Here is a 22874-nt window from a genome sequence, read left to right as displayed (position 1 = left end):
CGCCAAAAGACGCGTCGAAAGAAACAGGAAAACTCCTGTATTACGCCAGTTCACCTTTGACCAAAGGCACAAAGCGAACCGCTTCCACAGTATCGATGATAAATTCGTCTCCCCGCCGACGAACACGTTTAAGAACCTGGTGTTCCTCACCCACGGGTAAAACGAGAATGCCGCCCTCATCCAGCTGCGACATGAGTGCCGCCGGAATTTCCTGCGGCGCTGCCGTGACAATAATGGCATCAAATGGCGCTCTTGCATGCCATCCTTGCCATCCATCACCGTGGCGAGTTGAAACATTATGTAAATCAAGCTGCTTGAGACGACGTCGCGCATGCCATTGCAGGCTTTTGATTCGCTCAACGGAACAGACGTGGTGCACCAGATGCGCAAGGATAGCGGTCTGATAGCCAGAACCGGTGCCGATTTCCAGCACCCGTGACTCCGGCGTCAGTTCAAGCAGCTCGGTCATTCGCGCCACCATGTACGGCTGCGAGATGGTTTGCCCCTGACCGATGGGCAATGCGACGTTTTCCCACGCCTTGTGTTCAAAGGCTTCATCAATAAATTTTTCGCGCGGCACCTGAGCAATGGCATCGAGCACATGCTCGTCCAGAATGCCCTGGTTTCGCAGTTGATTGAGAAGGCTTTGCACGCGTTTGCTTACCATTGCACACCGACTCCTACACGTTCCAGCCAGCCGGAGACAACCTCCTGCGCGCTGTGAGCAGTCAAATCAACGTGCAACGGCGTGACAGAAACGTAACCTTCATCCACCGCGGCAAAATCCGTATCCGGTCCGGCGTCACATTTATCGCCCGGCGGCCCAATCCAGTAAAGTGTGTTACCGCGCGGATCTTCCTGCGGGATAACGGTATCGGCCGGATGACGACTGCCGCAGCGTGTCACGCGGATACCTTTGATCTCCGAAAGTGGAAGGTCCGGCACGTTGATATTAAGGATACGTCCGGTGCGCAACGGCTCACGAGCAAGCGCTCTCAGAATGGAACAGGTCACCGCCGCTGCGGTGTCGTAATGCTTATGCCCATTCAACGAAACGGCGAGCGCAGGAAAACCGAGATGACGGCCTTCCATCGCCGCAGCTACCGTGCCGGAGTAAATCACGTCATCACCCAGGTTTGGCCCGGCGTTAATGCCGGAAACGACCACATCGGGACGTGGACGCATCAGGGTATTCACGCCGAGGAAAACACAATCCGTTGGAGTTCCCATCTGCACGGAGATGTCGCCATTTTCCAGAGTGAAAGTACGGAGAGAAGATTCCAGGGTCAGAGAATTAGACGCCCCACTGCGGTTACGATCGGGTGCAACAACCTGAACCTCGGCAAACTCGCGCAAGGCCTTCGCCAGGGTTTGGATCCCCGGCGCGTAGATCCCGTCATCGTTACTCAGCAATATTCGCATAATCACCTGTTGTGTTGATAAGTTCCCTTACAACACTGGTGGCAAAACTGCCTGCAGGCAGCCAGAAACGTACCTCGACGGTAACGTCATCCCACCAGTTCCAGCTCATCTGTTGCGGGTAGAGAAGCATTGCGCGGCGCGCAGCCTCGACTTTTTCGCGCAGCAATAACGACTGCAGCTGCGTTTCTTCCGCCAGCGTCTGCTGTTCAAATTCCAGGGCCGCACGCTGCGTTCCCCAGTCACCGCTGCCCGGCAGCGATGCAGTAATCATGAGCTCACGATGATCAACGCGGGACTGAAGCTCGGGCATCTCTTCATCCGTTGCCACAAACCAGCTGCCGCGTCCCGCTAATTGTAGCGCATCGCCGTCAACAACTTGATTAAAGTCCGTTTTTTTTAAACGTTCACTCACCAGCTGATTAAACAACGCACTGCGGGCTGCAGACAACCAAAAACTGCGTTTATTACGATCTCGCACCGGCGAATCGTTCTGTGCCCAGCGCAGCGCGCCAAGCAGATTACTGCCGCCAAGACCGAAACGCTGCGCGCCAAAATAGTTCGGCACGCCCTTTTCGGTAATGGCTTGCAGACGTGCTTCCGCGTCCTCGCGATCGCTGACTTCACGCAGTACCAGGGTAAATGCGTTACCTTTCAGCGCCCCGAGGCGCAGCTTGCGTTTATGGCGCGCGTACTCCAGTACCTGGCAGCCTTCCAGTTCAAATTTGCTTAAATCCGGCATCTCTTTGCCCGGCAAACGGACGCAAAGCCACTGTTCGGTAACGGCGTGTTTATCCTTTTGCCCGGCAAAACTCACTTCACGGGCGTGCACTTTGAGGAATTTCGCCAGCGCATCGGCCACAAAACGGGTATTGCAGCCGTTTTTCAGGATGCGAACCAACAGCTGTTCACCTTCATCGTCCGGTGAAAAGCCCAGATCTTCGACCACCAGAAAATCTTCCGGATTGGCTTTCAGTAGCCCTTGCCCCTGCGGTTTACCGTGCAGGTAAGTCAGCTCATTAAACATTATCATGGGCGAGCCTTGTGCAGCAGTGCCACGGCCTCGCAGGCAATGCCTTCCCCACGACCGGTAAAGCCGAGCTTTTCGGTGGTGGTGGCTTTCACATTGACGTCATCCATGTGACAGCCCAAATCTTCCGCGATAAATACGCGCATCTGTGGGATGTGCGGCAGCATTTTTGGTGCCTGCGCGATGATAGTCACGTCGACGTTGCCGAGCGTGTAGCCTTTGGCCTGAATACGACGCCAGGCTTCACGCAGCAGTTCGCGGCTGTCTGCGCCTTTGAAGGCCGGATCGGTGTCCGGGAACAGTTTGCCGATGTCGCCCATCGCCGCTGCTCCGAGCAGAGCGTCCGTCAACGCATGCAGCGCGACGTCGCCATCGGAGTGAGCCAGCAGGCCTTTTTCGTAAGGCACGCGCACGCCGCCAATGATAATCGGGCCAACGCCACCGAAAGCATGTACGTCAAAACCGTGTCCAATTCGCATTATGCCTGCTCCTGAAATCCGCAATGAGTGAGGTAAAATTCTGCCAACGCCAGGTCTTCCGGGCGAGTCACTTTGATATTATCAGCCCGTCCGGCAACAAGCTGTGGATGGAAGCCACAATATTCCAGCGCCGATGCTTCATCGGTCACCGTCGCGCCTTCGTTGAGCGCCCGCGTCAGGCAGTCAAAAAGGAGTTCGCGCGGGAAGAATTGCGGCGTCAGTGCGTGCCAGAGGTCGTTTCGGTCAACGGTATGGGCAATCGCCGTTTTACCCGGCTCGGCGCGCTTCATGGTATCCCGCACCGGTGCTGCCAAAATCCCCCCCACGCGGCTGGTTTCGCTTAGCGCCATCAGGTTCGCTAAATCATCCTGATGCAAACACGGCCGCGCCGCATCGTGCACCAGCACCCACTGCGCTTCACCAGCCTCTTTCAGGCCAGCCAGCACGGAATCGGCACGCTCGGCGCCACCTTCAACGACGGTGATTTGTGGATGGTTAGCGAGCGGGAGCTGCTGAAAGCGGGCGTCACCGTCGCTGATGGCGATAATGACGCGTTCAACCCGCGGGTGCGCCAGCAAAGCGGCGACCGCGTGTTCGAGAATCGTTTTGTTACCGATTGAGAGATATTGCTTCGGGCATTCCGTTTGCATACGGCGGCCAAATCCGGCTGCCGGCACCACGGCGCAAACGCCCGGAAAAGTGGCTGCCATGCGATTATCCTGGCTTGAGTTTATTGATTGTTCTGCCGCGACCCCTGATTCTGCCCTTGATTGCGTTTAGACGCATCCGGCACCAGACGATAAAATGTTTCGCCCGGTCGAGTCATGCTGAGTTCGTTGCGAGCGCGTTCTTCGATAGCTTCCTGACCGCCGTTGAGATCGTCAATTTCGGCGAAAAGCTGATCGTTGCGCGCTTTAAGTTTGCCGTTTGTTGCCTGCTGAGCCGCCACGTCATCGTTGACGCGACTGTAGTCATGAAGACCGTTCTTGCCGAACCACAGCGAGTACTGTAGCCAGACCAGCAATGCCAGCAACAGCAGCGTTAATTTACCCATCCTGCCCCCTGAAAAACGGCATCATCATCCCATAACTTGCCGGAGTGCTCTACCCTGGCCTGCGGACGATGCCGCATATCGCGGGGAATGTACCACATTTTGCCCGTTGAGTCGTAGGCCTCAATAGAAACGAACGTACTTCCGCCCACGACTAACCCAGCAGCCACAGGAACAGCAGGCCAAATAGCGCCGCGACTGTTATCAGTGTCACCACAATACTGTAGAGGAGTTTGCCGTTCATCAGCGAATGCAGCGCAATGCCGATAACGACGGAGACGGGCAGCAGCGCCAGGAAGAAAGGCCAGGTGTAGAGGAAGAAGAACAGCGTGTTGCTGCCGTAAAACAAAAAAGGAATGCCCAGCGCCAATAGCCATGCAACAAAACCCACGACCGCACCGGATAAAGACCAGGTGGTCTCTTCGGTTTCGATACTCATGGGCTCTGTACGAGTAATGGTAATGTTCTGGGTATTGCGCATATCAAATCCTGTTTCCTGACTAGCCGGAAGACCGGCCTGGTCTCAGGATCTGATAATATCGCCCTGTCTCAGCAGGTCTAATAATTGGTTAACCAAATTTGTTACCAATTGTTCGCCATCAAGATGAATTTCGGCCTTTTCCGGCGCTTCGTAAACCGAATCAATACCGGTGAAATTGCGCAGTTCACCCGCGCGGGCTTTTTTATACAGCCCCTTCGGGTCGCGGGTTTCACACACCGACAGCGGCGTGTCGACGAACACTTCCACAAACCGACCAGCGCCGACCCTGTCACGCACCATCTGCCTTTCAGCACGGTGCGGCGAAATAAAGGCCGTCAACACCACCAGACCCGCATCTACCATCAGGTTCGCCACTTCACCTACCCGACGAATATTCTCTTTGCGTTCGTCATCGCTGAAGCCCAAATCGCTGCACAGGCCGTGGCGAACGTTATCGCCATCCAGCAAATAGGTGCTGACGCCATGCTGATGCAGCGCCTCTTCCAGAGCGCCCGCTACCGTCGATTTACCCGAGCCCGAAAGCCCGGTAAACCACAGCACAACCCCACGGTGACCGTGGAGTTGTTCGCGCTGCTCTTGCGTTACAGGATGCGGGTGCCAGACGACGTTTTCGTCATGCTGCGCCATTACTTGCCTCCCAGCAGGTCGCGTGCGCCCCAGTGTGGGAAGTGTTTGCGCACCAGCGCATTCAGTTCGAGTTCAAAGGCACTAAAATCGCTGCTGCCCGCAACGGCCGTTTCCTGCTGCGGCTCGCGCACCATACCTGCACCGACGGTCACGTTAGTCAGACGATCGATGAAGATAAGCCCGCCCGTCACCGGATTATGCTGATATTTGTCGAGCACCAGCGGTTCGTCAAAGGTGACATCCACCAGCCCGATCCCGTTCAGCGGCAGATTCTCCACCTCACGCTGGGTCAAGTTGTTGATATCCACCTGATACTGAACCCGGTTGATACGCACACGCGTTTTCTTCCCGGCAATTTTAATTTCATAGCTCTGGCCCGGCTGGAGCGGCTGTTCCGCCATCCATACCACGTCCACGCTGGCGCTCTGCACCGCAGGCAGCGTTTCGTTCACGTCGACCAGCAGATCACCGCGGCTGATATCAATTTCATCCTTCAACACCAGGGTGATGGCTTCACCCGCAGCGGCTTCCGGCAAGTCACCGTCAAAGGTCACAATTCGCGCAACGGCAGATTCCACGCCCGATGGCAGAACTTTCACGCGCTGACCGACGCTGACCGTGCCGGACGCCAGGGTGCCCGCGTAGCCACGGAAATCAAGGTTTGGTCGGTTCACGTACTGCACCGGGAAACGCAGCGGCTGGCTTTCAACCGTGCGCTTGATCTCAACCGTTTCCAGCACTTCCAGCAGCGTTGGGCCGCTGTACCACGGCATGTTTGCACTCTGGCTGGCAACGTTGTCACCTTCAAGGGCAGACAATGGCACAAAACGGATATCCAGCTCACCCGGCAACTGCCCGGCAAACGTCAGATAAGCTTCACGAATTTCGTTAAACGTCTCTTCGCTGTAGTTGACGATATCCATTTTGTTCACCGCCACCACCAGATGCTTAATGCCCAGTAGCGTGGCAATAAAGCTATGACGACGGGTCTGATCGAGCACGCCTTTTCGCGCGTCCATCAGCAGGATCGCCAGATCACAGGTAGATGCACCGGTCGCCATGTTGCGGGTGTACTGCTCGTGGCCCGGCGTGTCGGCAATAATAAATTTGCGCTTCTCAGTGGAGAAATAACGGTACGCCACGTCAATGGTGATGCCCTGCTCACGCTCGGCCTGCAAGCCATCCACCAGCAGCGCCAGGTCGAGTTTCTCACCCTGCGTACCATGACGCTTACTGTCATTGTGCAGTGAAGACAGCTGATCTTCGTAAATCTGGCGGGTATCGTGCAACAGGCGACCAATCAGGGTGCTTTTGCCGTCATCCACGCTGCCGCAGGTCAGGAAACGCAGCAGGCTCTTGTGTTGCTGGGCGTGCAGATACGCTTCCACGCCGCCTTCGTCGGCAATTTGTTGTGCAATCGTTGTGTTCATGGCGGCTCCTTAGAAATAACCCTGGCGTTTCTTCAGCTCCATGGAGCCTGCCTGGTCGCGGTCGATCATGCGGCCTTGTCGTTCACTGGTAGTGGACACCAGCATCTCTTCAATAATTTCTGGTAATGTCTGCGCGTTCGATTCCACCGCACCGGTCAGCGGCCAGCAGCCGAGGGTACGGAAACGCACCATCTGCTGTTTGATCTCTTCGCCAGGCTGAAGATTAATACGATCGTCGTCGATCATCATCAGCATGCCATCGCGCTCCAGTACCGGGCGAGGAGCCGCCAGATACAACGGAACGATTTCAATATTTTCCAGATAGATGTACTGCCAGATATCCAGCTCGGTCCAGTTGGAGAGCGGGAATACGCGGATACTTTCGCCTTTATTAATCTGGCCGTTGTAGTTGTGCCACAGTTCCGGACGCTGGTTTTTCGGATCCCAGCGGTGGAAACGATCGCGGAAAGAGTAAATACGCTCTTTGGCGCGGGATTTCTCTTCATCACGACGGGCCCCACCGAACGCGGCGTCAAAACCGTATTTGTTCAGCGCCTGTTTTAGGCCTTCGGTTTTCATGATGTCGGTGTGTTTAGCGCTGCCGTGAACGAACGGGTTAATGCCCATCGCCACGCCTTCCGGATTTTTATGCACCAGCAGTTCGCAGCCGTAGGCTTTAGCGGTCCGGTCACGGAACTCGTACATCTCACGGAATTTCCAGCCGGTGTCCACGTGTAGCAGCGGGAACGGCAGCGTGCCCGGATAAAAGGCTTTACGCGCCAGATGCAGCATCACGCTGGAATCTTTACCGATGGAATACATCATCACCGGATTGGAAAATTCAGCCGCCACTTCGCGGATAATGTGGATGCTTTCCGCTTCCAGCTGCCGCAGGTGAGTGAGTCGTTTATGGTCCATAACCGTTCCTTATAAGGCCAGATCTAAGCCAGATTCACCACTGAAGAGTTAAACCCCTCAGTGTCTGTTGTGTGTTGAAACCAGGCGAGCTGATGATGCAACTGCACCACCTCACCCACCACCAGCAGCGCTGGCATCGGGGCGTCTTTCGCGAGGCTTTCGAGTTGTTGTAATGTGCCGACGGTCACCTGCTGATCAGCGCGCGTACCGCAGCTGATAACGGCCACCGGGGTCTGACTGTCACGACCGTGGGCGATGAGCTGTTGGCTTATCTCGGCGGCCTTCATGGTGCCCATGTAAATCGCCAGGGTCTGACGACTTTGCGCCAGGTGCGCCCAGTCAAACGGGGTGCTGTCGGCTTTGTAATGTCCGGTAACAAAGGTCACGCTTTGGGCGTAATCGCGATGGGTTAGCGGAATACCCGCGTAGGCCGTGGCGCCTGCCGCGGCGGTCACGCCCGGTACCACCTGGAAAGGTATGCCCGCTTCAGCTGCGGCCTGTAATTCTTCGCCGCCGCGACCAAAAATAAACGGGTCACCGCCTTTCAAGCGCACCACGTTTTTGCCTGCCAGCGCCGCTTCCACCAACAAACGGTTGGTTTCATGCTGAGGCACGCTATGGGTGCCCGCCCGCTTGCCTACGCAAATCAACTCCGCGTCGCGGCGCACCAGCTCACGCACGCCTTCACTGACCAGATGATCATAAAACACCACGTCGGCCTGCTGGAGAACCTGCAAACCGCGTAGCGTCAGCAGGCCAGCATCGCCCGGTCCTGCCCCCACCAGCACGATTTCACCGATCTGGCGTTCAGGCTGATTCAGCTCATCTTCTAGCGCCTGCTGGGCCGCGGCTTCATTGCCCGCTACCATCAGGCTGGCAAAACGTCCGGTAAACACGCGTTCCCAAAAACGACGGCGTTCGGCCGTGGTGTGCAAACGCGTTTGAATATGATGTCGCCAGTAGCTCGCTGCCTGCGCCATACGCCCGAGGTTAGTCGGCAACAATGCTTCGATTTTTTCGCGCAGCAGACGCGCCAGCACAGGCGCCGTTCCGCTGGAGGAAATCGCCACCAACAGTGGAGAGCGATCGACGATTGACGGGAACACAAAGGAGCACAGCGGCTGATTATCAACCACGTTCACCAGGCGCTGACGGGCATTCGCCGCCTCAAAGACTCGCTGGTTAAGTTCGCTGTCATCAGTAGCGGCAATCACCAAAAACACCGGGTCTATCTGCGCGTCGTCGAACTCGGTCGCCAGCCATTCAATAGACTGCTGATTGGCCAGTTCGGCCAGTTCAGGGGAGAGTTGTTGCGCGACGACGCGCACATTTGCCTCGGCCCGCCGTAACAGCAGGATTTTTCGGGCAGCAATATCGCCCCCGCCGATAACCAGAACCGGACGGTTTTTCAGGGAAGCAAAAAGAGGCAAATAGTCCACGGCGCTACAACTCATTCACATTCAACATAGGGGGACTATAGGGGGAGGCTCTGAGCAAATGAAATTACGAAAAGGAATGAGTAGTTCCGCAATGGAATAACAACCCGAAAATACAAATGCCAAAAAGTGCTTAACGCGCGATATTTCGCCACTTTAGGAAGATTTGAAATTGTGTTAGCCCGGTCACAGTTTCATACTATGCCGTGATTATTTGATCCCCATTGTAAGGACACACTATGTTTTCCGCCTTGTGCCGCCGCCTTGTTCCTCTGGCGTTAGGCGCATGCTTTACGGCGTCTGCCTTTGCCGCAACGACGCCCACCGGCGCCATTGCCAACCAGCAAGCCCGTTATATCGCCACTTATTTTCCCGGTCGCATGACCGGCAGCCCGGCTGAAATGCTCTCAGCGGATTACGTGCGCCAGCAGTTTGCGCAGATGGGTTATGAAAGCGATATTCGCACCTTTAACAGCCGCTATCTTTACACCCCTAAAGATAAGCGCCAAAACTGGCACAAAATCACCGGCAGCACGGTTATCGCCGCGCATGAAGGCAAAGCCAGCCAGCAAATTATCGTCATGGCGCATCTCGACACTTACGCGCCGCACAGTGATGCGGATGTCGAAAATAATCTCGGCGGCCTGACGCTGCAAGGCATCGACGATAACGCGATGGGCGTGGGCGTAATGCTGGAACTGGCGGAACGTTTAAAAAATATTCCTACCGAGTACAGCATCCGCTTTATCGCCACCAGCGGTGAAGAGGAAGGCAAACTGGGCGCAGACAACCTGCTGCAGCGCATGAGTACCGCAGAAAGGAAAAACACGCTTCTGGTTATCAACCTCGATAATCTGGTGGTGGGCGACAAACTCTATTTCAATAGTGGAAAATCAACACCAGCCTCGGTGCGTAAACTGACCCGAGATCGCGCACTCAGCATCGCCCGCAACCACGGCATTCAGGCGGCTATCAATCCGGGTCTGAACGCCAACTATCCGAAAGGCACGGGTTGCTGTAACGACGCAGAGGTGTTTGATAACGCGGGGATCCCGGTCCTTTCCGTCGAAGCTACCAACTGGTCACTCGGCAAAAAAGATGGTTTTCAGCAGCGGGCGAAATCCCGCTCCTTCCCGGATGGCACCAGCTGGCATAACGTGCGTCTCGACAACCTGCAATACATCGACAAAGCGCTGCCTGGCCGCATCGAGCGCCGCGGCCGCGACGTCGTAAAAATCTTGCTACCGCTGGTGAAGGAACTGGCGAAGGCGGGGAAAGCAGGCAAAGCGTAATCTGATTATCCGGTGGCATCGCTGCCATCGGTTCTTTATTACCCTTCGTGCAATCCACATTCCCGTTTCAGGCCAAAGAAGCGCGTTTCTTCTTCTGCCATGCCCGGCTCCCATTTACGGGAGGTATGGGTGTCACCGACGGAGAGGTAGCCCTCATCCCACAGCGGATGATATTTCAGGCCATGTTTTTGCAGGTACTGGTAAACCGTGCGGTTATCCCAGTCGATAATCGGCAGAATTTTAAACACCCCACGCTGAATAGCCAGCACCGGTAAATTTGCCCGACTGCCGGACTGTTCTCGGCGCAGGCCTGCAAACCAGGTTTGACCGTTCAACTCTTCCAGAGCACGATTCATCGGCTCGACTTTATTGATTTCGTTGTATTTCTCGATGCCCTCAACGCCCTGCTCCCACAGCTTGCCATAGCGAGCTTCCTGCCACGCCGGGCTTTGTTCTGCACGGTAAATCTTGAGGTTGAGTTTGAGCTTATCGGTCAACTCATCGATAAACTGGTAAGTTTCCGGGAACAGATAACCGGTGTCCGTGAGGATAACCGGGATATCCGGGCGCAACTGATTCACCAGATGCAGGCTTACCGCCGCCTGGATACCAAAGCTCGACGAGAGTACGTATTCACCCGGCAGATTTTCCAGCGCCCAGGCCACGCGCTCTTCCGCGCTCAGTTTCTCCAGCTGACCGTTGGTTTCCGCCAGCGCGAGCACACGCTCGACTTTTGGCAGTGCGTTAAGCGCATTCAGATTGAGTATGGACATAGACACCTCATTTGCCTGTTTTGCCGGGCGACACTGTGTTTGCCCGGCCTACAAAACCGGTAAACCCGGTAAGCACAGTGCCACCGGGCATTAAAACGTTATTCCCAGAAATCCCGGGCCGGATCGAGAACCGGACGGATGATCCCTGCACGCACGGTGAAATCACCAAAGCCTTCGTCGGCTTCGCGTTCTTTGGACCAGCGCCCTACCAGCTCATCAATCGAATCGAGAATTTCCGATTCGGTGATGTTCTCGCGATACATCCGGGGGATCCGCGTCCCCATGCGGTTGCCGCCAAGATGCAGGTTGTAACGTCCAGGCGCTTTACCCACCAGACCCAGTTCAGCCAGCAGAGCACGACCACAGCCATTCGGGCAGCCGGTAACTCGCAGGACGATATGCTCATCGCCTACACCGTGACGTTCCATCACTGCTTCCACTTTGTCGACGAATGACGGCAGGAAGCGTTCGGCTTCGGCCATCGCCAGCGGACAGGTTGGGAACGACACGCAGGCCATAGAGTTTTCACGCTGCGGTTTCACCGCGTCCATCAAACCGTGTTCCTGCGCGAGTTTCTCAATCTTCGCTTTTTCGCTTTCCGGTACGCCCGCCACAATCAGGTTCTGGTTGGCGGTCAGACGGAAATCGCCTTTATGGATCTTAGCAATCTCCAGCAGACCCGTTTTCAGCGGACGGTCCGGGTAATCCAAAATACGGCCATTCTCAATAAACAGCGTCAGGTGCCATTTCTTGTCGATGCCTTTTACCCAACCGATGCGGTCGCCGCGGCCGGTAAATTCGTACGGACGAATCGGCGCGAAGGTCATGCCCGCGCGACGTTCCACTTCTGCTTTGAACACCTCAACGCCAACGCGCTCCAGGGTGTATTTGGTTTTGGCGTTTTTCCTGTCGGTACGGTTACCCCAGTCACGCTGCGTTGTCAACACCGCTTCGGCTACCGCCAGCGTGTGCTCAAGCGGCAGGAAACCAAATTCGCTCGCGGTGCGGGCGTAGGTTTTCTTGTTACCGTGATCGATAGACAATCCACCGCCCACCAGCAGGTTAAAGCCCACCAGTTTGCCGTTTTCTGCCACTGCGACAAAGTTCAGGTCGTTGGCGTGCAGGTCGACGTCATTCTGCGGCGGAATAACCACCGTGGTTTTGAATTTACGCGGCAGATACGTTTCACCGAGGATCGGCTCTTCGTCAGTGGTCGCGACTTTTTCCTGGTCGTGCCAGATTTCGGCGTACGCACGGGTGCGCGGCAGCAGGTGTTCTGACAGTTTTTTCGCCCACTCGTACGCTTCCGCGTGCAGTTCAGACTCAATCGGGTTCGAGGTGCAGAGCACGTTACGGTTAACGTCATTGGCGGTCGCCAGCGCGTCTAAGCCCACTTCGTGCAGCATCTGGTGCGCCGGTTTGACGTTCTTTTTCAGAATGCCGTGAAACTGGAACGTCTGGCGGTTGGTCAAACGGATGCTGCCGTAAATCGTGTTGTTTTCGGCGAACGTGTCGATCGACTGCCACTGTCTGGTGGTGATAATCCCCCCTGGCAGGCGGCAGCGCAGCATCATCGCATGGCGCGGCTCGAGTTTTTGCTCAGCGCGTTCGGCACGAATATCGCGGTCATCCTGCTGATACATGCCGTGAAAGCGGATCAGCAGAAAGTTATCGCCGTTGAAGCCGCCCGTCAGGCCTTCATGCAAATCTTCCGCGATGGTACCGCGCAGATAATTGCTCTCTTTCTTCAGACGCTCGGCGTCGGACAGCTTACCTTCGACCACTAAAGGGCCGGGATGTTTTTCGCTCATTAGTAGACATCTCGCTGATAACGGCGCTCAACGCGCAGCTCACTTAAATATTCATCTGCCGTTTCGGTATCCATCGCACCGAACTCGGCAATCACTTCCAGCAAAGCCTGCTCAACGTCTTTCGCCATGCGATTGGCGTCGCCGCAGACATAAATGTGGGCACCGTCATTAATCCAGCGCCACAGCTCTGCGCCCTGTTCGCGCAGTTTGTCCTGGACATAGACTTTTTCTTTTTGATCCCGGGACCAGGCCAGGTCGATTTTAGTCAGGACGCCTTCTTTAACATAGCGTTGCCATTCCACCTGATACAGGAAGTCGTCGGTGAAATGTGGGTTGCCGAAGAACAGCCAGTTTTTACCTTCCGCACCGTCCACCGCACGCTGCTGCATGAAGGCGCGGAACGGCGCGATGCCAGTGCCAGGACCAATCATGATAACCGGCGTTTCCGGGTTCGCGGGCAGGCGGAAATTGTCGTTATGCTCGATGAAAACGCGGATTTCCCCGTCTTCTTCTACGCGGTCGGCGAGGAAGCCGGATGCGCCACCGGTACGCGCGCGGCCTTCGATATCAAAGCGCACGGCACCGACGGTGATGTGCACTTCGGTTTCGACTTCGGCCTGCGACGAGGCAATGGAGTACAGACGTGGCGTCAGCGGACGCAGCAGACCGATTAAGGCGTCAGCGTCCAGCTGGGCTGGCGAGAAACGCACCATATCGACAATCGGCGTGGTCGCGGCGTAATGCTGCAGTTTGGCTTTGTCGCCCACCAGCGGCAGCAGTGATTCGCTGCGGGTCAGAGTGGCGTAGTTTTCCACGATATTGGCGGTGTTTACCGTCAGCTCAGTGTGCCATTCCAGCGCTTCGCTCAATGGCAAAGTCTGGCCGTTGACGGTCACGGGCTCATCACCTTTCAGCCACACCAACTCTGCCAGCTCTTTCACCAGCGCCGGATCGTTCTGATACCAGACACCGAGCGCATCACCCGGCTGATAACGCAGACCGGAATCTGCCAGATCGATTTCAATATGGCGCACGTCTTTTTCAGAATCACGACCGGTGATTTTCTGGTTTACGGCAAGAGACGCGGTCAGCGGCGCTTCTTTAGTATACGGGCTGGAGTGTATGTCATTCACCACGCCGGTTGCCGAAGCGACAGCCTGGGCTGGCGTCTCTTTCGGCGCACGTGCTTTCAGCACCTCGACGATGCGTTCACGCCACTCCGCTGCCGCGGGTTGATATTCCACGTCGGTATCGACGCGATCCAGCAGGCGTTCACCACCCAGTTCGGCCAGCTTGCTGTCAACGTCTTTACCCGACTGGCAGAAGAATTCGTAGGATGTGTCGCCGAGGCCAAATACCGCAAAGGCGGTGCCGTTAAGCTTCGGCGCTTTTTTCGAGAACAGGAATTTGTGCAGCGCCACGGCCTCTTCCGGCGGTTCGCCTTCGCCTTGCGTGGACGTCACCACAACCAGCAGTTTTTCCTGGGCGATTTGTTTGAATTTATAGTCGCCCGCGTTCACCAGCTTTACGTTCAGTTTTGCTGCCAGCAGATCGTCACGCAGCTGTTCAGCCACGCGCCTGGCGTTGCCGGTTTGCGATGCAGAAATCAGGGTAATGGCTGGCGCTTCAACGGCGGCAGGCGCGGCGGTCATCACGCTGCCCGGCTGCTGATTGAGCATGCCCCAGAAATAACCAGAAACCCAGGCAAGCTGGGTCGGTGAAAGATCGGTGGTGGCCGCCTGCAGGCGTGCCAGTTGCTCCGGGTTCAGCGGAAGCAAAGCGGAAGGTGGGGCCTGTGTCGTCATGCGTCGTTATGTTCCAGTAGCAAAGCTGTTTTACATGCAAAAACAGAAAAGAGAGTTCGATTCTGGTCAAGGGTAACGGTGGCAATAATAACCACTAAATAAGGGTTGGAAATAATAAATAACCAAATGGACTAACCGCTTTTAGTTGTCATAACTATCGGCAAAACAGGTTAATTAATATTATGATTTATAAGTGTTTTTCAGCGGCCTTCGTCCCCCACTTACGCCCTCACCGTTAATGGCGGTTTTAGTTAATGCGAAAAAAGGTACTTTGCTGTAAGATTCGCCGGTTTTTTCCGCATTTTCGAGAGTTAACGATGTCCACCACCCTGTTTAAAGATTTCATGTTTGAAGCTGCTCACCACCTGCCGCATGTGCCGGAAGGCCACAAGTGCGGTCGCCTGCACGGACACTCCTTTATGGTCCGTCTGGAAATTACCGGCGAGGTGGATCCGCACACGGGCTGGATCATGGATTTTTCCGAACTGAAAGCGGCGTTCAAACCGACCTACGATCGCCTCGATCACTATTATCTGAACGATATCCCGGGCCTCGAAAACCCGACCAGCGAAGTGCTGGCCAAGTGGATTTGGGATCAGATGAAGCCGCTCGTTCCGCTGCTGAGCGCCATCACCATCAAAGAAACCTGTACTGCTGGCTGCGTCTATCGCGGCGAGTGATTTCTGCCTTTGCGGCAGGGGTCTGATTCTGTTTAATTCCGCCATGTTAGGGTTATGCGTTCTCAGGAAAAGGAGCGCAGGGTGGCGGAAGATTTTGATCTTATTATCATTGGCGCAGGGATAGCAGGTTCGACCTGCGCCCTGCTCTGTGCGCGTGCGGGATTATCGGTTCTGCTTGTCGAACGCGGCGAACAACCCGGCAGCAAAAACCTCTCTGGCGGCAGGCTCTACAGCTACGCGCTCGACAATATCCTTCCTGATTTTCATCTTTCGGCTCCGCTTGAGCGGCGCATCACTCACGAACATTTTTCGTTATTGACCGCCACCAGCGGCACCACCTTGAGCAGTCAACATCCGCTGAGCCCGTCGTGGAGCGTATTACGTGCACGATTCGATCCGTGGCTTGCAGCTCAGGCTGAAGCGGCGGGTGTGCAACTGCTCTGCGGTGTCACGGTGGACGCTTTGCATCGCGAAAAGGGCCACATCAGAGGCGTGCGGTGCGAGAGCGAAGTGTTGCGGGCAAAAGTGGTGGTGCTGGCCGAAGGTGCCAACAGCTTACTGGCTGAACAGCACAATCTCACTCCGCGCCCGACTCTGGAAAACATGGCGCTGGGCATTAAAGAAACGCTATCGCTCGACAAATCGCGGTTGCAGGAACGCTTCCATCTTGAAGATGACGAAGGCGCGGCCTGGCTGTTCAGCGGGCACATGTGTGGCACCAGACCGGCCGGAGCATTCCTTTATACCCAGCAACAGTCGCTGTCGTTGGGTATTGTTGCGCCGCTGGCCTCACTGCAAAACGGCCCGGGAACGGCCTCTTCGCTGCTGGCCAAACTGAAACTGCACCCGATGATTCGCCCGCTGATTCGTGGTGCTGAAACGCTGGAGTACGCGGCGCATCTGGTTCCGGAAGGCGGTCTGAACAGCGTGCCGTTGCAGCGGGCCGGAGAAGGCTGGTTGCTGGTCGGTGATGCCCTGCGCACCTGCATTAATACCGGCGTGACGGTCCGGGGTATGGATACCGCCGTCCTTAGCGCGACGGCGGCAAGCCAGGCCCTGACCGCACATTTTCAGCAGCCAGAGAAACCGCTGCAAACGTTGTTCGATAGCGCGCTGCAGCGTAACGCGCTATGGCCGCTGCTTCAGCGCTACCGCGACGTTCCCGCACTATTGCAGCGAGAAAGTGGGTATCACCAATGGCCTGAATTCGTTCATGCGGTGATGACCGATCTTACACGGGCCGAGGCCAGCGTGAATCCGCCGCTGTGGCGCATTTTGCTGCATCATGGGCGACGCTTCGGTTATGCGCGCCTGAGCGCAGATATCATGAGGAGCCTGAGATGCCTGTAAACGAAAGCCTGGCCCGGAATGGCTATCATCCTGCCGACGACGCACATATTGAGCTCCGGCAATTGCTCAGCGATGAGCAGGCTGCGCTGCTGGAAAAAGTTTGCCCTGCCGGGTTGTTTCAACGCGACGCAAATGGCAGGGTAAAAGTGCATTTTGAGAACTGCCTGGAATGTGGCTGCTGTCGGCTTATCGCAGGCAGCGACATTCTGCAATCGTGGCGCTATCCACCTTCGGGCGCTGGCATTACCCTGCGTTTTGGCTAATTCATCTAAGGATTTTGCGTGCCACTACTTCACCTGCTGAGACAAAACCCGGTTATCGCCGCGGTCAAAGATAACGCCAGTCTGCAGCTGGCCATCGCCTCCGACTGCCAGTTTATCTCAGTGCTTTACGGCAACATCTGCACCATCACCGGCATCGTACAAAAGATAAAGCAGGCCGGGAAAATGGCGTTTATCCACGTCGATTTACTGGAAGGCGCATCGAATAAAGAAGTGGTTATTCAGTTTCTGAAACTGGTGACGCAGGCCGATGGCATTATCAGCACCAAACCGAATATGCTGAAAGCAGCCCGCGCGGAAGGCTACTTTTGCATTCATCGCCTGTTTATCGTCGATTCAATTTCATTCCACAACATTGATAAACAGGTGGCACAGTCGAATGCCGACTGCATCGAAATTCTGCCCGGCTGTATGCCCAAAGTGCTGAACTGGGTCACGGAAAAAGTGCGCCAGCCGCTGATTGCCGGGGGCCTGGTGTGCGATGAAGAAGATGCCCGCAATGCGATTGCCGCAGGCGTGCTGGCGCTTTCCACCACCAATACCGACGTGTGGAAACTGGCGAAAACCTTGAACTAAGCCTGGCTAACGCATTCCACCAGCGCCTGCAAAACGATCTGCGCATCACCCACAATCCCGACATCCGCAGCGGCAAAAACCGGCGCTGCGGCATCGGTATTGATTGCCACGATAAACCGACTTTGCGCCACGCCTGCCATAAACGCCGAGGCACCGGACGCGCCGGCAACCAGGCAGACATTGGGCGCAACGCGTTGCCCAGAAATACCTAACATCCGTTGTTCATCGCAGCCTCCGGCCATCACCCTCTGACGGCTAAAACCCGGCTCGGCGTTGAGTGCGGTGGCCAGTTTTGCACATGCCTCATCCGTGGCCCCCTGCCCGGTCGCCAGCACGACGCTGGCGGTCTGAAGCGGGTGTGCCAGTTTATTGAGAATTTCCGGCTGCGGTAATCCGCCTTCGACAGCGACGGGAAGAATATCGTTTATCGGAAGATATGCAGGCAGCATCGCGTTTTGTCGCGTAAGGACCGGCGACAGCGACAAGCACACCGGAATACCTTCAGGGCGCAGAGTTGCCGTCAGCGCATTGCCGTACACCGCCTTCTGAACGCAGCGTGTTGCAGCGTCCCAACTTATCGCCTGACAAACCGCGCTTCCACCCAGGCGCCATGCCAGCCGGGTGGCCAATTCATCGCCCTGAACAGAAGCCGGGAAGATAACGGTTTCGACAGGTGCAGAGTGAAACGCAGACGCCAGCGCAGGCAACAGCGATTCAGCTGAAATCGTCGCCCCCTTTACCCGCCAGATAACCTGCGCCGACAGCGCGTTTTGCGCCAAAAAAAATGCCATCGCGCCTTCATCTTCTGGCGTCAGTAACACTAGCGCGATACTCACGGTATCATCCTTTCAGCCAGGTATTCACGCCACAGACGCTGTACGGCGGCCTGCGGCGTGGCCTCATCAATAATAATACCGCTGCGACGGACAATGTTACGTTCCAGCGCCAGACAGGAAAGCGCCGTCGCGACTCCCGGTTCGCATTGGCGTTGTTCAATTTCCGCTTTGGTCGCCGCCAGCCGCGCCCGCATTCCCGGTACCCGCCACGCCATCTGACCGCGGTTCTGGACTCGCAGCACCGCGGGCTGCTGAACGCGCCAGCGGCTGCGCTGCTGCACGTTTTCACTTTCGACCATCCAACCGTCACCGTCGACATTCAGCCCGCATACTGACGAAATACACGGCCAGCCAAGTATTTCCGCCAGCAACCACGCCGTCTGCCCGTTCTGCCCTTCACTACTTTGGCTGCCGAGCAGTACCAGCTTTACGTTTTGCTCTCTGACCAGCATCGCCAGCTGCGCAGCAACAAACGCCGGATTAAAACGCGCATCCTCTTTACTGAACAGCAACGTTTGTCGGGTAAACCCGAGGGCCGCCAGATGACGCAGCGCAGGCAATGCGCGTTCATCTCCCAGCGTGACGGCATTCAGCGTCAGCGCGGGATTGACATCCCGCACCTGCAGCATTAATTCCGCCGCGCCCTGTTCGTCATTGCCCATGATCAGTCGCATCAGCGATGGATCGGGCCCAAGGATGCCACGGGCCGCAGCCTGCCAGTCGGCTTCCGCCAGCATCGACAAATCTGGCTCCGCTTTAAACGCCAACAGAATGTTCATTCACCGCTTCCTGAGGCTTTGACGGCTGGTCGGCCGCCTCCACCAGCGTGAGATTTTTGGTTTCTGGCGCCCATAGTAGCGAAACAACAAAACCCACTAACAGCACGACAACCAGCACCAGAAGTGTGTGGCGCATTCCCCAGGAAAGCAGCGCCATGGGCAACAGTCCGGTCGCAATCGCCGCGCCCAGACGACTCATCGCCGTGGCAAACCCGACGCCCAACGAACGGATGTCGGTCGGAAAACTTTCGGCGGGCAAAATCCCCACCAGATTACTCGCCGCAGAAATCGTGGTGCTGAACAGAACAAACAACAACAAAATCAGCGTGGTATTACTGGCGGGAGTGAAGGCCAGCGCCGTCAACGTGGCCGCCAACAGCAGGAAACTGCTGATTAAAAACTGGCGCCGGGACAGCAACCAGGTCAGAACCAGGCCAAACAGCGCGCCCACAATCAGCAGACCGTTGAGGATCAGGCTGGCGGTTAACGCATCTTCCAGGCCGATAGTCTGGGAGATGGTCGGTAGCCAGGTGTAAATCATGAACCACGGCACGACCAGGCAGATGAAGAACAGACTGTTAAACGTCGTTCGCCGCCAGTAGCGCGCAGAAAAAAGCGTGCTGATATGACGAGTGGTGACGCTGGCGATTTCATCGCCGGGCAGGACGTTCGCCCCCAGAAAACGCCGCACTACCGCATGTGCCTCGCCGATTCGGCCCTGCCGCATCAACCAGCGTGGGGATTCTGGCGTGCCCATGCGCAGTAAAGTTATCGCCAGCGCGGGTAACGCCGCAGAGGCCAACAACCAGCGCCAGGCTTCGGGTTCGCTGTTGATCCACGCATGACCCGCCACGCTCGCCATCACATAACCAATGGTCCACACCACGCTGAATGCGCCGAGCAGCATGCCGCGATAGCGCTTCGGCGAGAATTCTGCCAGTAGGGTGTGGCCGACGGAGTAGTCTCCGCCGAGGCCGAAGCCAATCAGCACCCGCAGGAAAATCAGCTGTTCCGGCGAAGTCACGAAAAACTGGAGGAAAGACGCGAGGGTGATCAACAAAAAGCTGAAAGTGAAAATCCGCTGGCGGCCAATGTGATCGGAAACCCAACCGAGGATCAGACTACCGAGAAACAGCCCGAACAGCGCAGAACCGCCGATCAGCCCTTCCAGCAGCGGCGTCAGATTCATTTGTGTTTGAAGCGGGATAATCGCGTAGCCAATGACGCCCAGCACGTAGCCGTCGGTCAGGTGAGCCCCAAATGTCAGCCCGGCAATACGCCAGTGAAAGCGGGTTAGCGGCAGATCGTCCATACGTACGGGTGACGCGCTCATGGCTCCCCCTTCAGGAAAAGAACGGCTCCCCCAGAGGAGAAGCCGTCATAGCCGTTATTTTTCAATCGGATAGATAGTTCCGGTATTCATGATGCCGTTCGGATCGAACTGTTTTTTCAGCCCTTCCAGCAGTGTCCATGCGGTGCCGTGCTCCGCTTTACTCCAGTGCACGCGGTGTTTACCGATCCCGTGATGATGCACCATCGAACCGCCAAGGCGGATGGTCTCTTCACAGATGATTTTGTTTAGCGGGTTGTGGTACTTGTCGATTTCGTCTTCTGGCTTGCAGTCCACCACGTTGTAGTCGTACACGAAGTACATGTTGGTGCCGTTGATGTAGCTGTGAGACGAGTGACCACCGAGCATGGTGATGTCCTCCGCGTGCGGGAACTCGCTGCGGATACGCTGGATAACGCGTGCGTAAATCTGGTTGATGCTACTCCAGTCGCCGGAGACTTCAGTGGTGAAGCCCATGTTGCCGGTTTTCAGGATCTGCAGGCGTTCAGCGGCGACTTTCTCCGGACCCCAGTTGAGGTGATTGAACCAGTTTTCGATGAGTTTACTGTCTACGCGGGTGCACTGCGGATAGCGGGCCACAATCTCGGCGATACCTTCCCCGGTCGCGTGCGCCATACGCGGGTTACCTTCGGCCATGAAGATCATCACGCATTTGCCTTCGGCAAAATGGGTGAAATGCTGAGTACCATCCTCGGCGTCATACAGACGGGCAATCGACGGACGATATCCTTCCACCATCACTTCGCGGAGGATCTCAAAGCCGGTTTTCATCTCATCAAGAATATAACCGTAGAACAGATTGTTTTCTGGCGTGAATTTGAAGATTTTCACCGTCACTTCGGTGATGTAACACAGTGCACCTTCGTTCCCGATGATGATGTGACGAATGTCTGGCCCGGCTGCACGGCGCGGCACGTTTTTGATGCGGGTGATGGTGCCATCCGGCAGTACTGCTTCGAGCCCGACCACCATGTCTTCAATCGCCCCGTATAGCGTGGAAAACTGGCCGATACTGCGGGTCGCCACCAGGCCGCCCATTTGCGCCAGTGGCTTGGATTGCGGTGAGTGACCGGTGGTATAGCCTTTGGCGCGGAGGGCGTTTTCCAGCGCTTCCAGCGGTACGCCACACTGCGCGGTAGCCTGCATGTTTTCGATATCAATATCGATGATTTTGTTCATCCCGGAACCGTCGAGCACCAGCGAATTTTTGACCACCGTTTCCAGTCCGCCTTCCGTCGCGGAAGCCCCAGTGCGTGGTACGCCGTTGATCTTATGCTGATTCATAAACGACAGTACCTGCGACACCTGCTGGGTTGAACCCAGTTTAACCACCGCCGCAGGCAGGGGCAGCGTGAACACATCGTGGATATCGGCATATTTTCTGAAACGATCGACGCTGTTTTTCTTCAGCACGTTCTCGTCGGTGACCACTCGCTCAGGGCCAACGATCTCTTTGACCTGTTCAACAATTGCTTCGCGGGATAAAGACATAGCATTTCCTTTCTGATTTAAACGTAAAGAAACAGCAGAAACCACCTAATTAAGCAGGACAATTTCGTTAATCTTTGCTGATAAATTAGCGGACCAGATATCCACCATCGACGACTAATAAATGCCCATTGACGTAATCAGATGCGCGACTGGACAGATAAACCATTGCGCCCATTAAATCCTGGGTATCTCCCCAACGATTGGCAGGAATATGATCTAATACACGCTGATTCGTTTCGGGATTACTGCGGGTTGCGGTCGTTATTTCCGTGGCGTAATAACCCGGCGCGATACCGTTCACCTGAATATTGTATTGACCCAATTCATCGCAATAGGCTTTAGTGAAGCCCGCCAGCGCATGTTTGGTTGCAGAATAAGCAGGCGACCATTGGCCACCCAAATAAGAAAATAATGAACAGATATTAATAATTTTCCCGTGCTTTTGCGGGATCATGATTTTTGCCGCTTCATGGCTTAATTCAAATGCCGCCGTCAGGTTGACGTCGATCATCGGGTCCCAGTCGGCACGGCCAAAATCCAGTACTTTGTTCAGCTTACAGATCCCGGCATTGTTCACCAGAATGTCTACTGTGCCAAAGCGTTCGCAACAGGCGGCGATAATCTTGCGCGGTGCGCCTTCAGCGGTGATATCCACCTGCATAAACTCAACCTGCACACCCTGCTGTTCAATCAGTTCGCGGGTTTCACCGTTGTCCTTAATGAAGCTTGGAATAAACAAATTTGCGCCAGCTTTTGCCAGTGCCATGGCGAATGCCTGACCCAGTCCGCTGTTGCCGCCGGTGACGATAGCGGTTTTTCCCTTCAGGGAGAAGAAATCCATGGAAAATGCGTTAAGCGACTCAATAGACATATTTGGCTCCACAATCCTTTAGGCAAAAAAAAAGAAAGGTGACTTCCCCCCGACTGGAGGGAAGTCACCTTTCTCATATTCTCTGG

At 55.8% G+C, this 22874-nt stretch carries 24 protein-coding genes; 5 read left to right on the top strand and 19 right to left on the bottom strand.

Going from position 1 to position 22874, the window contains the following annotated elements:
- Positions 1 to 40: 40 nt before the first annotated feature.
- The 11 genes from MUU46_RS03325 to cysG all read right to left on the bottom strand — a co-directional run bounded on the left by MUU46_RS03325 (position 41) and on the right by cysG (position 8895).
- Positions 41 to 667, bottom strand: coding sequence for a protein-L-isoaspartate(D-aspartate) O-methyltransferase (locus MUU46_RS03325; RefSeq protein WP_159758256.1), 627 nt, complete (start codon positions 665 to 667; stop codon positions 41 to 43).
- On the bottom strand, positions 661 to 1422 hold the full coding sequence (surE, locus tag MUU46_RS03320) for a 5'/3'-nucleotidase SurE (RefSeq protein WP_159758258.1): 762 nt from the start codon (positions 1420 to 1422) through the stop codon (positions 661 to 663). The genes MUU46_RS03325 and surE overlap by 7 nt, the downstream gene beginning before the upstream one ends.
- On the bottom strand, positions 1403 to 2452 hold the full coding sequence (gene truD / locus MUU46_RS03315; protein ID WP_258964761.1) for a tRNA pseudouridine(13) synthase TruD: 1050 nt from the start codon (positions 2450 to 2452) through the stop codon (positions 1403 to 1405). The genes surE and truD overlap by 20 nt, the downstream gene beginning before the upstream one ends.
- A complete protein-coding gene (gene ispF, locus MUU46_RS03310) occupies positions 2449 to 2928 on the bottom strand; it encodes a 2-C-methyl-D-erythritol 2,4-cyclodiphosphate synthase (RefSeq protein WP_110511406.1) in 480 nt (159 codons plus the stop codon). Before ispF ends, truD begins: the two co-directional genes overlap by 4 nt.
- On the bottom strand, positions 2928 to 3638 hold the full coding sequence (gene ispD / locus MUU46_RS03305; RefSeq protein WP_258964760.1) for a 2-C-methyl-D-erythritol 4-phosphate cytidylyltransferase: 711 nt from the start codon (positions 3636 to 3638) through the stop codon (positions 2928 to 2930). Before ispD ends, ispF begins: the two co-directional genes overlap by 1 nt.
- Before the next feature lie 20 nt (positions 3639 to 3658).
- Entirely contained in the window at positions 3659 to 3982 is a 324-nt protein-coding gene (gene ftsB, locus MUU46_RS03300) for a cell division protein FtsB (protein ID WP_159758264.1), read from the bottom strand.
- A 151-nt stretch (positions 3983 to 4133) separates the two neighbouring features.
- Positions 4134 to 4460, bottom strand: coding sequence for a DUF3561 family protein (locus MUU46_RS03295; RefSeq protein ID WP_159758266.1), 327 nt, complete (start codon positions 4458 to 4460; stop codon positions 4134 to 4136).
- 42 nt (positions 4461 to 4502) lie between these two features.
- Positions 4503 to 5108: an adenylyl-sulfate kinase gene (cysC, locus tag MUU46_RS03290; protein ID WP_159758268.1), complete on the bottom strand. Its 606-nt coding sequence runs from the start codon at positions 5106 to 5108 to the stop codon at positions 4503 to 4505.
- On the bottom strand, positions 5108 to 6538 hold the full coding sequence (cysN, locus tag MUU46_RS03285; RefSeq protein WP_159758270.1) for a sulfate adenylyltransferase subunit CysN: 1431 nt from the start codon (positions 6536 to 6538) through the stop codon (positions 5108 to 5110). Before cysN ends, cysC begins: the two co-directional genes overlap by 1 nt.
- 9 nt (positions 6539 to 6547) lie before the next feature.
- A complete protein-coding gene (cysD, locus tag MUU46_RS03280; RefSeq protein ID WP_258964759.1) occupies positions 6548 to 7456 on the bottom strand; it encodes a sulfate adenylyltransferase subunit CysD in 909 nt (302 codons plus the stop codon).
- Positions 7457 to 7479: 23 nt separating this feature from the next.
- Positions 7480 to 8895, bottom strand: coding sequence for a siroheme synthase CysG (cysG, locus tag MUU46_RS03275; protein WP_509908877.1), 1416 nt, complete (start codon positions 8893 to 8895; stop codon positions 7480 to 7482).
- Positions 8896 to 9131: 236 nt separating this feature from the next.
- Here cysG and MUU46_RS03270 point away from each other — a divergent pair, with 236 nt between their 5' ends.
- The gene (locus tag MUU46_RS03270; protein WP_258964758.1) at positions 9132 to 10184 is read left to right on the top strand and encodes an aminopeptidase; all 1053 of its coding nucleotides are present in this window, start codon (positions 9132 to 9134) and stop codon (positions 10182 to 10184) included.
- 38 nt (positions 10185 to 10222) lie between these two features.
- Here MUU46_RS03270 and cysH read toward each other — a convergent pair whose 3' ends face one another.
- From cysH to cysJ, 3 genes are all read right to left on the bottom strand, one after another.
- Positions 10223 to 10957, bottom strand: a complete 735-nt coding sequence (gene cysH, locus MUU46_RS03265) for a phosphoadenosine phosphosulfate reductase (protein WP_159758276.1) — start codon at positions 10955 to 10957, stop codon at positions 10223 to 10225.
- A gap of 98 nt (positions 10958 to 11055) precedes the next feature.
- A complete protein-coding gene (gene cysI, locus MUU46_RS03260; RefSeq protein ID WP_258964757.1) occupies positions 11056 to 12768 on the bottom strand; it encodes an assimilatory sulfite reductase (NADPH) hemoprotein subunit in 1713 nt (570 codons plus the stop codon).
- Positions 12768 to 14573, bottom strand: a complete 1806-nt coding sequence (cysJ, locus tag MUU46_RS03255) for an NADPH-dependent assimilatory sulfite reductase flavoprotein subunit (RefSeq protein WP_258964756.1) — start codon at positions 14571 to 14573, stop codon at positions 12768 to 12770. The genes cysI and cysJ overlap by 1 nt, the downstream gene beginning before the upstream one ends.
- 317 nt (positions 14574 to 14890) lie before the next feature.
- Between cysJ and queD the strand changes: the two genes are divergently transcribed.
- The 4 genes from queD to MUU46_RS03235 all read left to right on the top strand — a co-directional run bounded on the left by queD (position 14891) and on the right by MUU46_RS03235 (position 17460).
- On the top strand, positions 14891 to 15253 hold the full coding sequence (queD, locus tag MUU46_RS03250) for a 6-carboxytetrahydropterin synthase QueD (protein WP_258964755.1): 363 nt from the start codon (positions 14891 to 14893) through the stop codon (positions 15251 to 15253).
- 81 nt (positions 15254 to 15334) lie between these two features.
- Positions 15335 to 16603, top strand: coding sequence for an FAD-dependent oxidoreductase (locus tag MUU46_RS03245; protein ID WP_258964754.1), 1269 nt, complete (start codon positions 15335 to 15337; stop codon positions 16601 to 16603).
- Complete coding sequence (locus MUU46_RS03240) at positions 16594 to 16866, top strand: ferredoxin family protein (protein WP_258964753.1); 273 nt, start codon at positions 16594 to 16596, stop codon at positions 16864 to 16866. The genes MUU46_RS03245 and MUU46_RS03240 overlap by 10 nt, the downstream gene beginning before the upstream one ends.
- An 18-nt stretch (positions 16867 to 16884) precedes the next feature.
- Complete coding sequence (locus MUU46_RS03235; protein WP_159758288.1) at positions 16885 to 17460, top strand: glycerol-3-phosphate responsive antiterminator; 576 nt, start codon at positions 16885 to 16887, stop codon at positions 17458 to 17460.
- On the opposite strand, the gene MUU46_RS03230 is transcribed toward MUU46_RS03235, so the two are convergent.
- The 5 genes from MUU46_RS03230 to MUU46_RS03210 all read right to left on the bottom strand — a co-directional run bounded on the left by MUU46_RS03230 (position 17457) and on the right by MUU46_RS03210 (position 22788).
- Positions 17457 to 18296, bottom strand: coding sequence for an FAD-binding protein (locus MUU46_RS03230; RefSeq protein ID WP_258964752.1), 840 nt, complete (start codon positions 18294 to 18296; stop codon positions 17457 to 17459). The genes MUU46_RS03235 and MUU46_RS03230 overlap by 4 nt on opposite strands.
- Entirely contained in the window at positions 18293 to 19075 is a 783-nt protein-coding gene (locus MUU46_RS03225) for an adenine nucleotide alpha hydrolase family protein (RefSeq protein WP_258964751.1), read from the bottom strand. Before MUU46_RS03225 ends, MUU46_RS03230 begins: the two co-directional genes overlap by 4 nt.
- Entirely contained in the window at positions 19053 to 20408 is a 1356-nt protein-coding gene (locus tag MUU46_RS03220) for an MFS transporter (RefSeq protein WP_258964750.1), read from the bottom strand. Before MUU46_RS03220 ends, MUU46_RS03225 begins: the two co-directional genes overlap by 23 nt.
- Before the next feature lie 54 nt (positions 20409 to 20462).
- Positions 20463 to 21917: an FAD-binding oxidoreductase gene (locus tag MUU46_RS03215; protein ID WP_258964749.1), complete on the bottom strand. Its 1455-nt coding sequence runs from the start codon at positions 21915 to 21917 to the stop codon at positions 20463 to 20465.
- 85 nt (positions 21918 to 22002) lie between these two features.
- Positions 22003 to 22788 (bottom strand): SDR family oxidoreductase, encoded by a 786-nt coding sequence (locus MUU46_RS03210; RefSeq protein WP_159758298.1) that lies wholly within the window; start codon positions 22786 to 22788, stop codon positions 22003 to 22005.
- Positions 22789 to 22874: the final 86 nt, after the last annotated feature.

The organism is Scandinavium tedordense (assembly GCF_024764965.1).
In the GTDB taxonomy this organism is placed as follows: domain Bacteria; phylum Pseudomonadota; class Gammaproteobacteria; order Enterobacterales; family Enterobacteriaceae; genus Scandinavium; species Scandinavium tedordense.
This window is presented reverse-complemented; position numbering and strand designations above follow the sequence as displayed.

Bases quoted from the DNA above. Each gene is read 5' to 3' on its own strand.
- MUU46_RS03325 (WP_159758256.1), bottom strand. From the start codon at position 667: ATGGTAAGCAAACGCGTGCAAAGCCTTCTCAATCAACTGCGAAACCAG.
- surE (WP_159758258.1), bottom strand. From the start codon at position 1,422: ATGCGAATATTGCTGAGTAACGATGACGGGATCTACGCGCCGGGGATC.
- truD (WP_258964761.1), bottom strand. From the start codon at position 2,452: ATGATAATGTTTAATGAGCTGACTTACCTGCACGGTAAACCGCAGGGG.
- ispF (WP_110511406.1), bottom strand. From the start codon at position 2,928: ATGCGAATTGGACACGGTTTTGACGTACATGCTTTCGGTGGCGTTGGC.
- ispD (WP_258964760.1), bottom strand. From the start codon at position 3,638: ATGGCAGCCACTTTTCCGGGCGTTTGCGCCGTGGTGCCGGCAGCCGGA.
- ftsB (WP_159758264.1), bottom strand. From the start codon at position 3,982: ATGGGTAAATTAACGCTGCTGTTGCTGGCATTGCTGGTCTGGCTACAG.
- MUU46_RS03295 (WP_159758266.1), bottom strand. From the start codon at position 4,460: ATGCGCAATACCCAGAACATTACCATTACTCGTACAGAGCCCATGAGT.
- cysC (WP_159758268.1), bottom strand. From the start codon at position 5,108: ATGGCGCAGCATGACGAAAACGTCGTCTGGCACCCGCATCCTGTAACG.
- cysN (WP_159758270.1), bottom strand. From the start codon at position 6,538: ATGAACACAACGATTGCACAACAAATTGCCGACGAAGGCGGCGTGGAA.
- cysD (WP_258964759.1), bottom strand. From the start codon at position 7,456: ATGGACCATAAACGACTCACTCACCTGCGGCAGCTGGAAGCGGAAAGC.
- MUU46_RS03270 (WP_258964758.1), top strand. From the start codon at position 9,132: ATGTTTTCCGCCTTGTGCCGCCGCCTTGTTCCTCTGGCGTTAGGCGCA.
- cysH (WP_159758276.1), bottom strand. From the start codon at position 10,957: ATGTCCATACTCAATCTGAATGCGCTTAACGCACTGCCAAAAGTCGAG.
- cysI (WP_258964757.1), bottom strand. From the start codon at position 12,768: ATGAGCGAAAAACATCCCGGCCCTTTAGTGGTCGAAGGTAAGCTGTCC.
- cysJ (WP_258964756.1), bottom strand. From the start codon at position 14,573: ATGACGACACAGGCCCCACCTTCCGCTTTGCTTCCGCTGAACCCGGAG.
- queD (WP_258964755.1), top strand. From the start codon at position 14,891: ATGTCCACCACCCTGTTTAAAGATTTCATGTTTGAAGCTGCTCACCAC.
- MUU46_RS03240 (WP_258964753.1), top strand. From the start codon at position 16,594: ATGCCTGTAAACGAAAGCCTGGCCCGGAATGGCTATCATCCTGCCGAC.
- MUU46_RS03225 (WP_258964751.1), bottom strand. From the start codon at position 19,075: ATGAACATTCTGTTGGCGTTTAAAGCGGAGCCAGATTTGTCGATGCTG.
- MUU46_RS03220 (WP_258964750.1), bottom strand. From the start codon at position 20,408: ATGAGCGCGTCACCCGTACGTATGGACGATCTGCCGCTAACCCGCTTT.
- MUU46_RS03215 (WP_258964749.1), bottom strand. From the start codon at position 21,917: ATGTCTTTATCCCGCGAAGCAATTGTTGAACAGGTCAAAGAGATCGTT.
- MUU46_RS03210 (WP_159758298.1), bottom strand. From the start codon at position 22,788: ATGTCTATTGAGTCGCTTAACGCATTTTCCATGGATTTCTTCTCCCTG.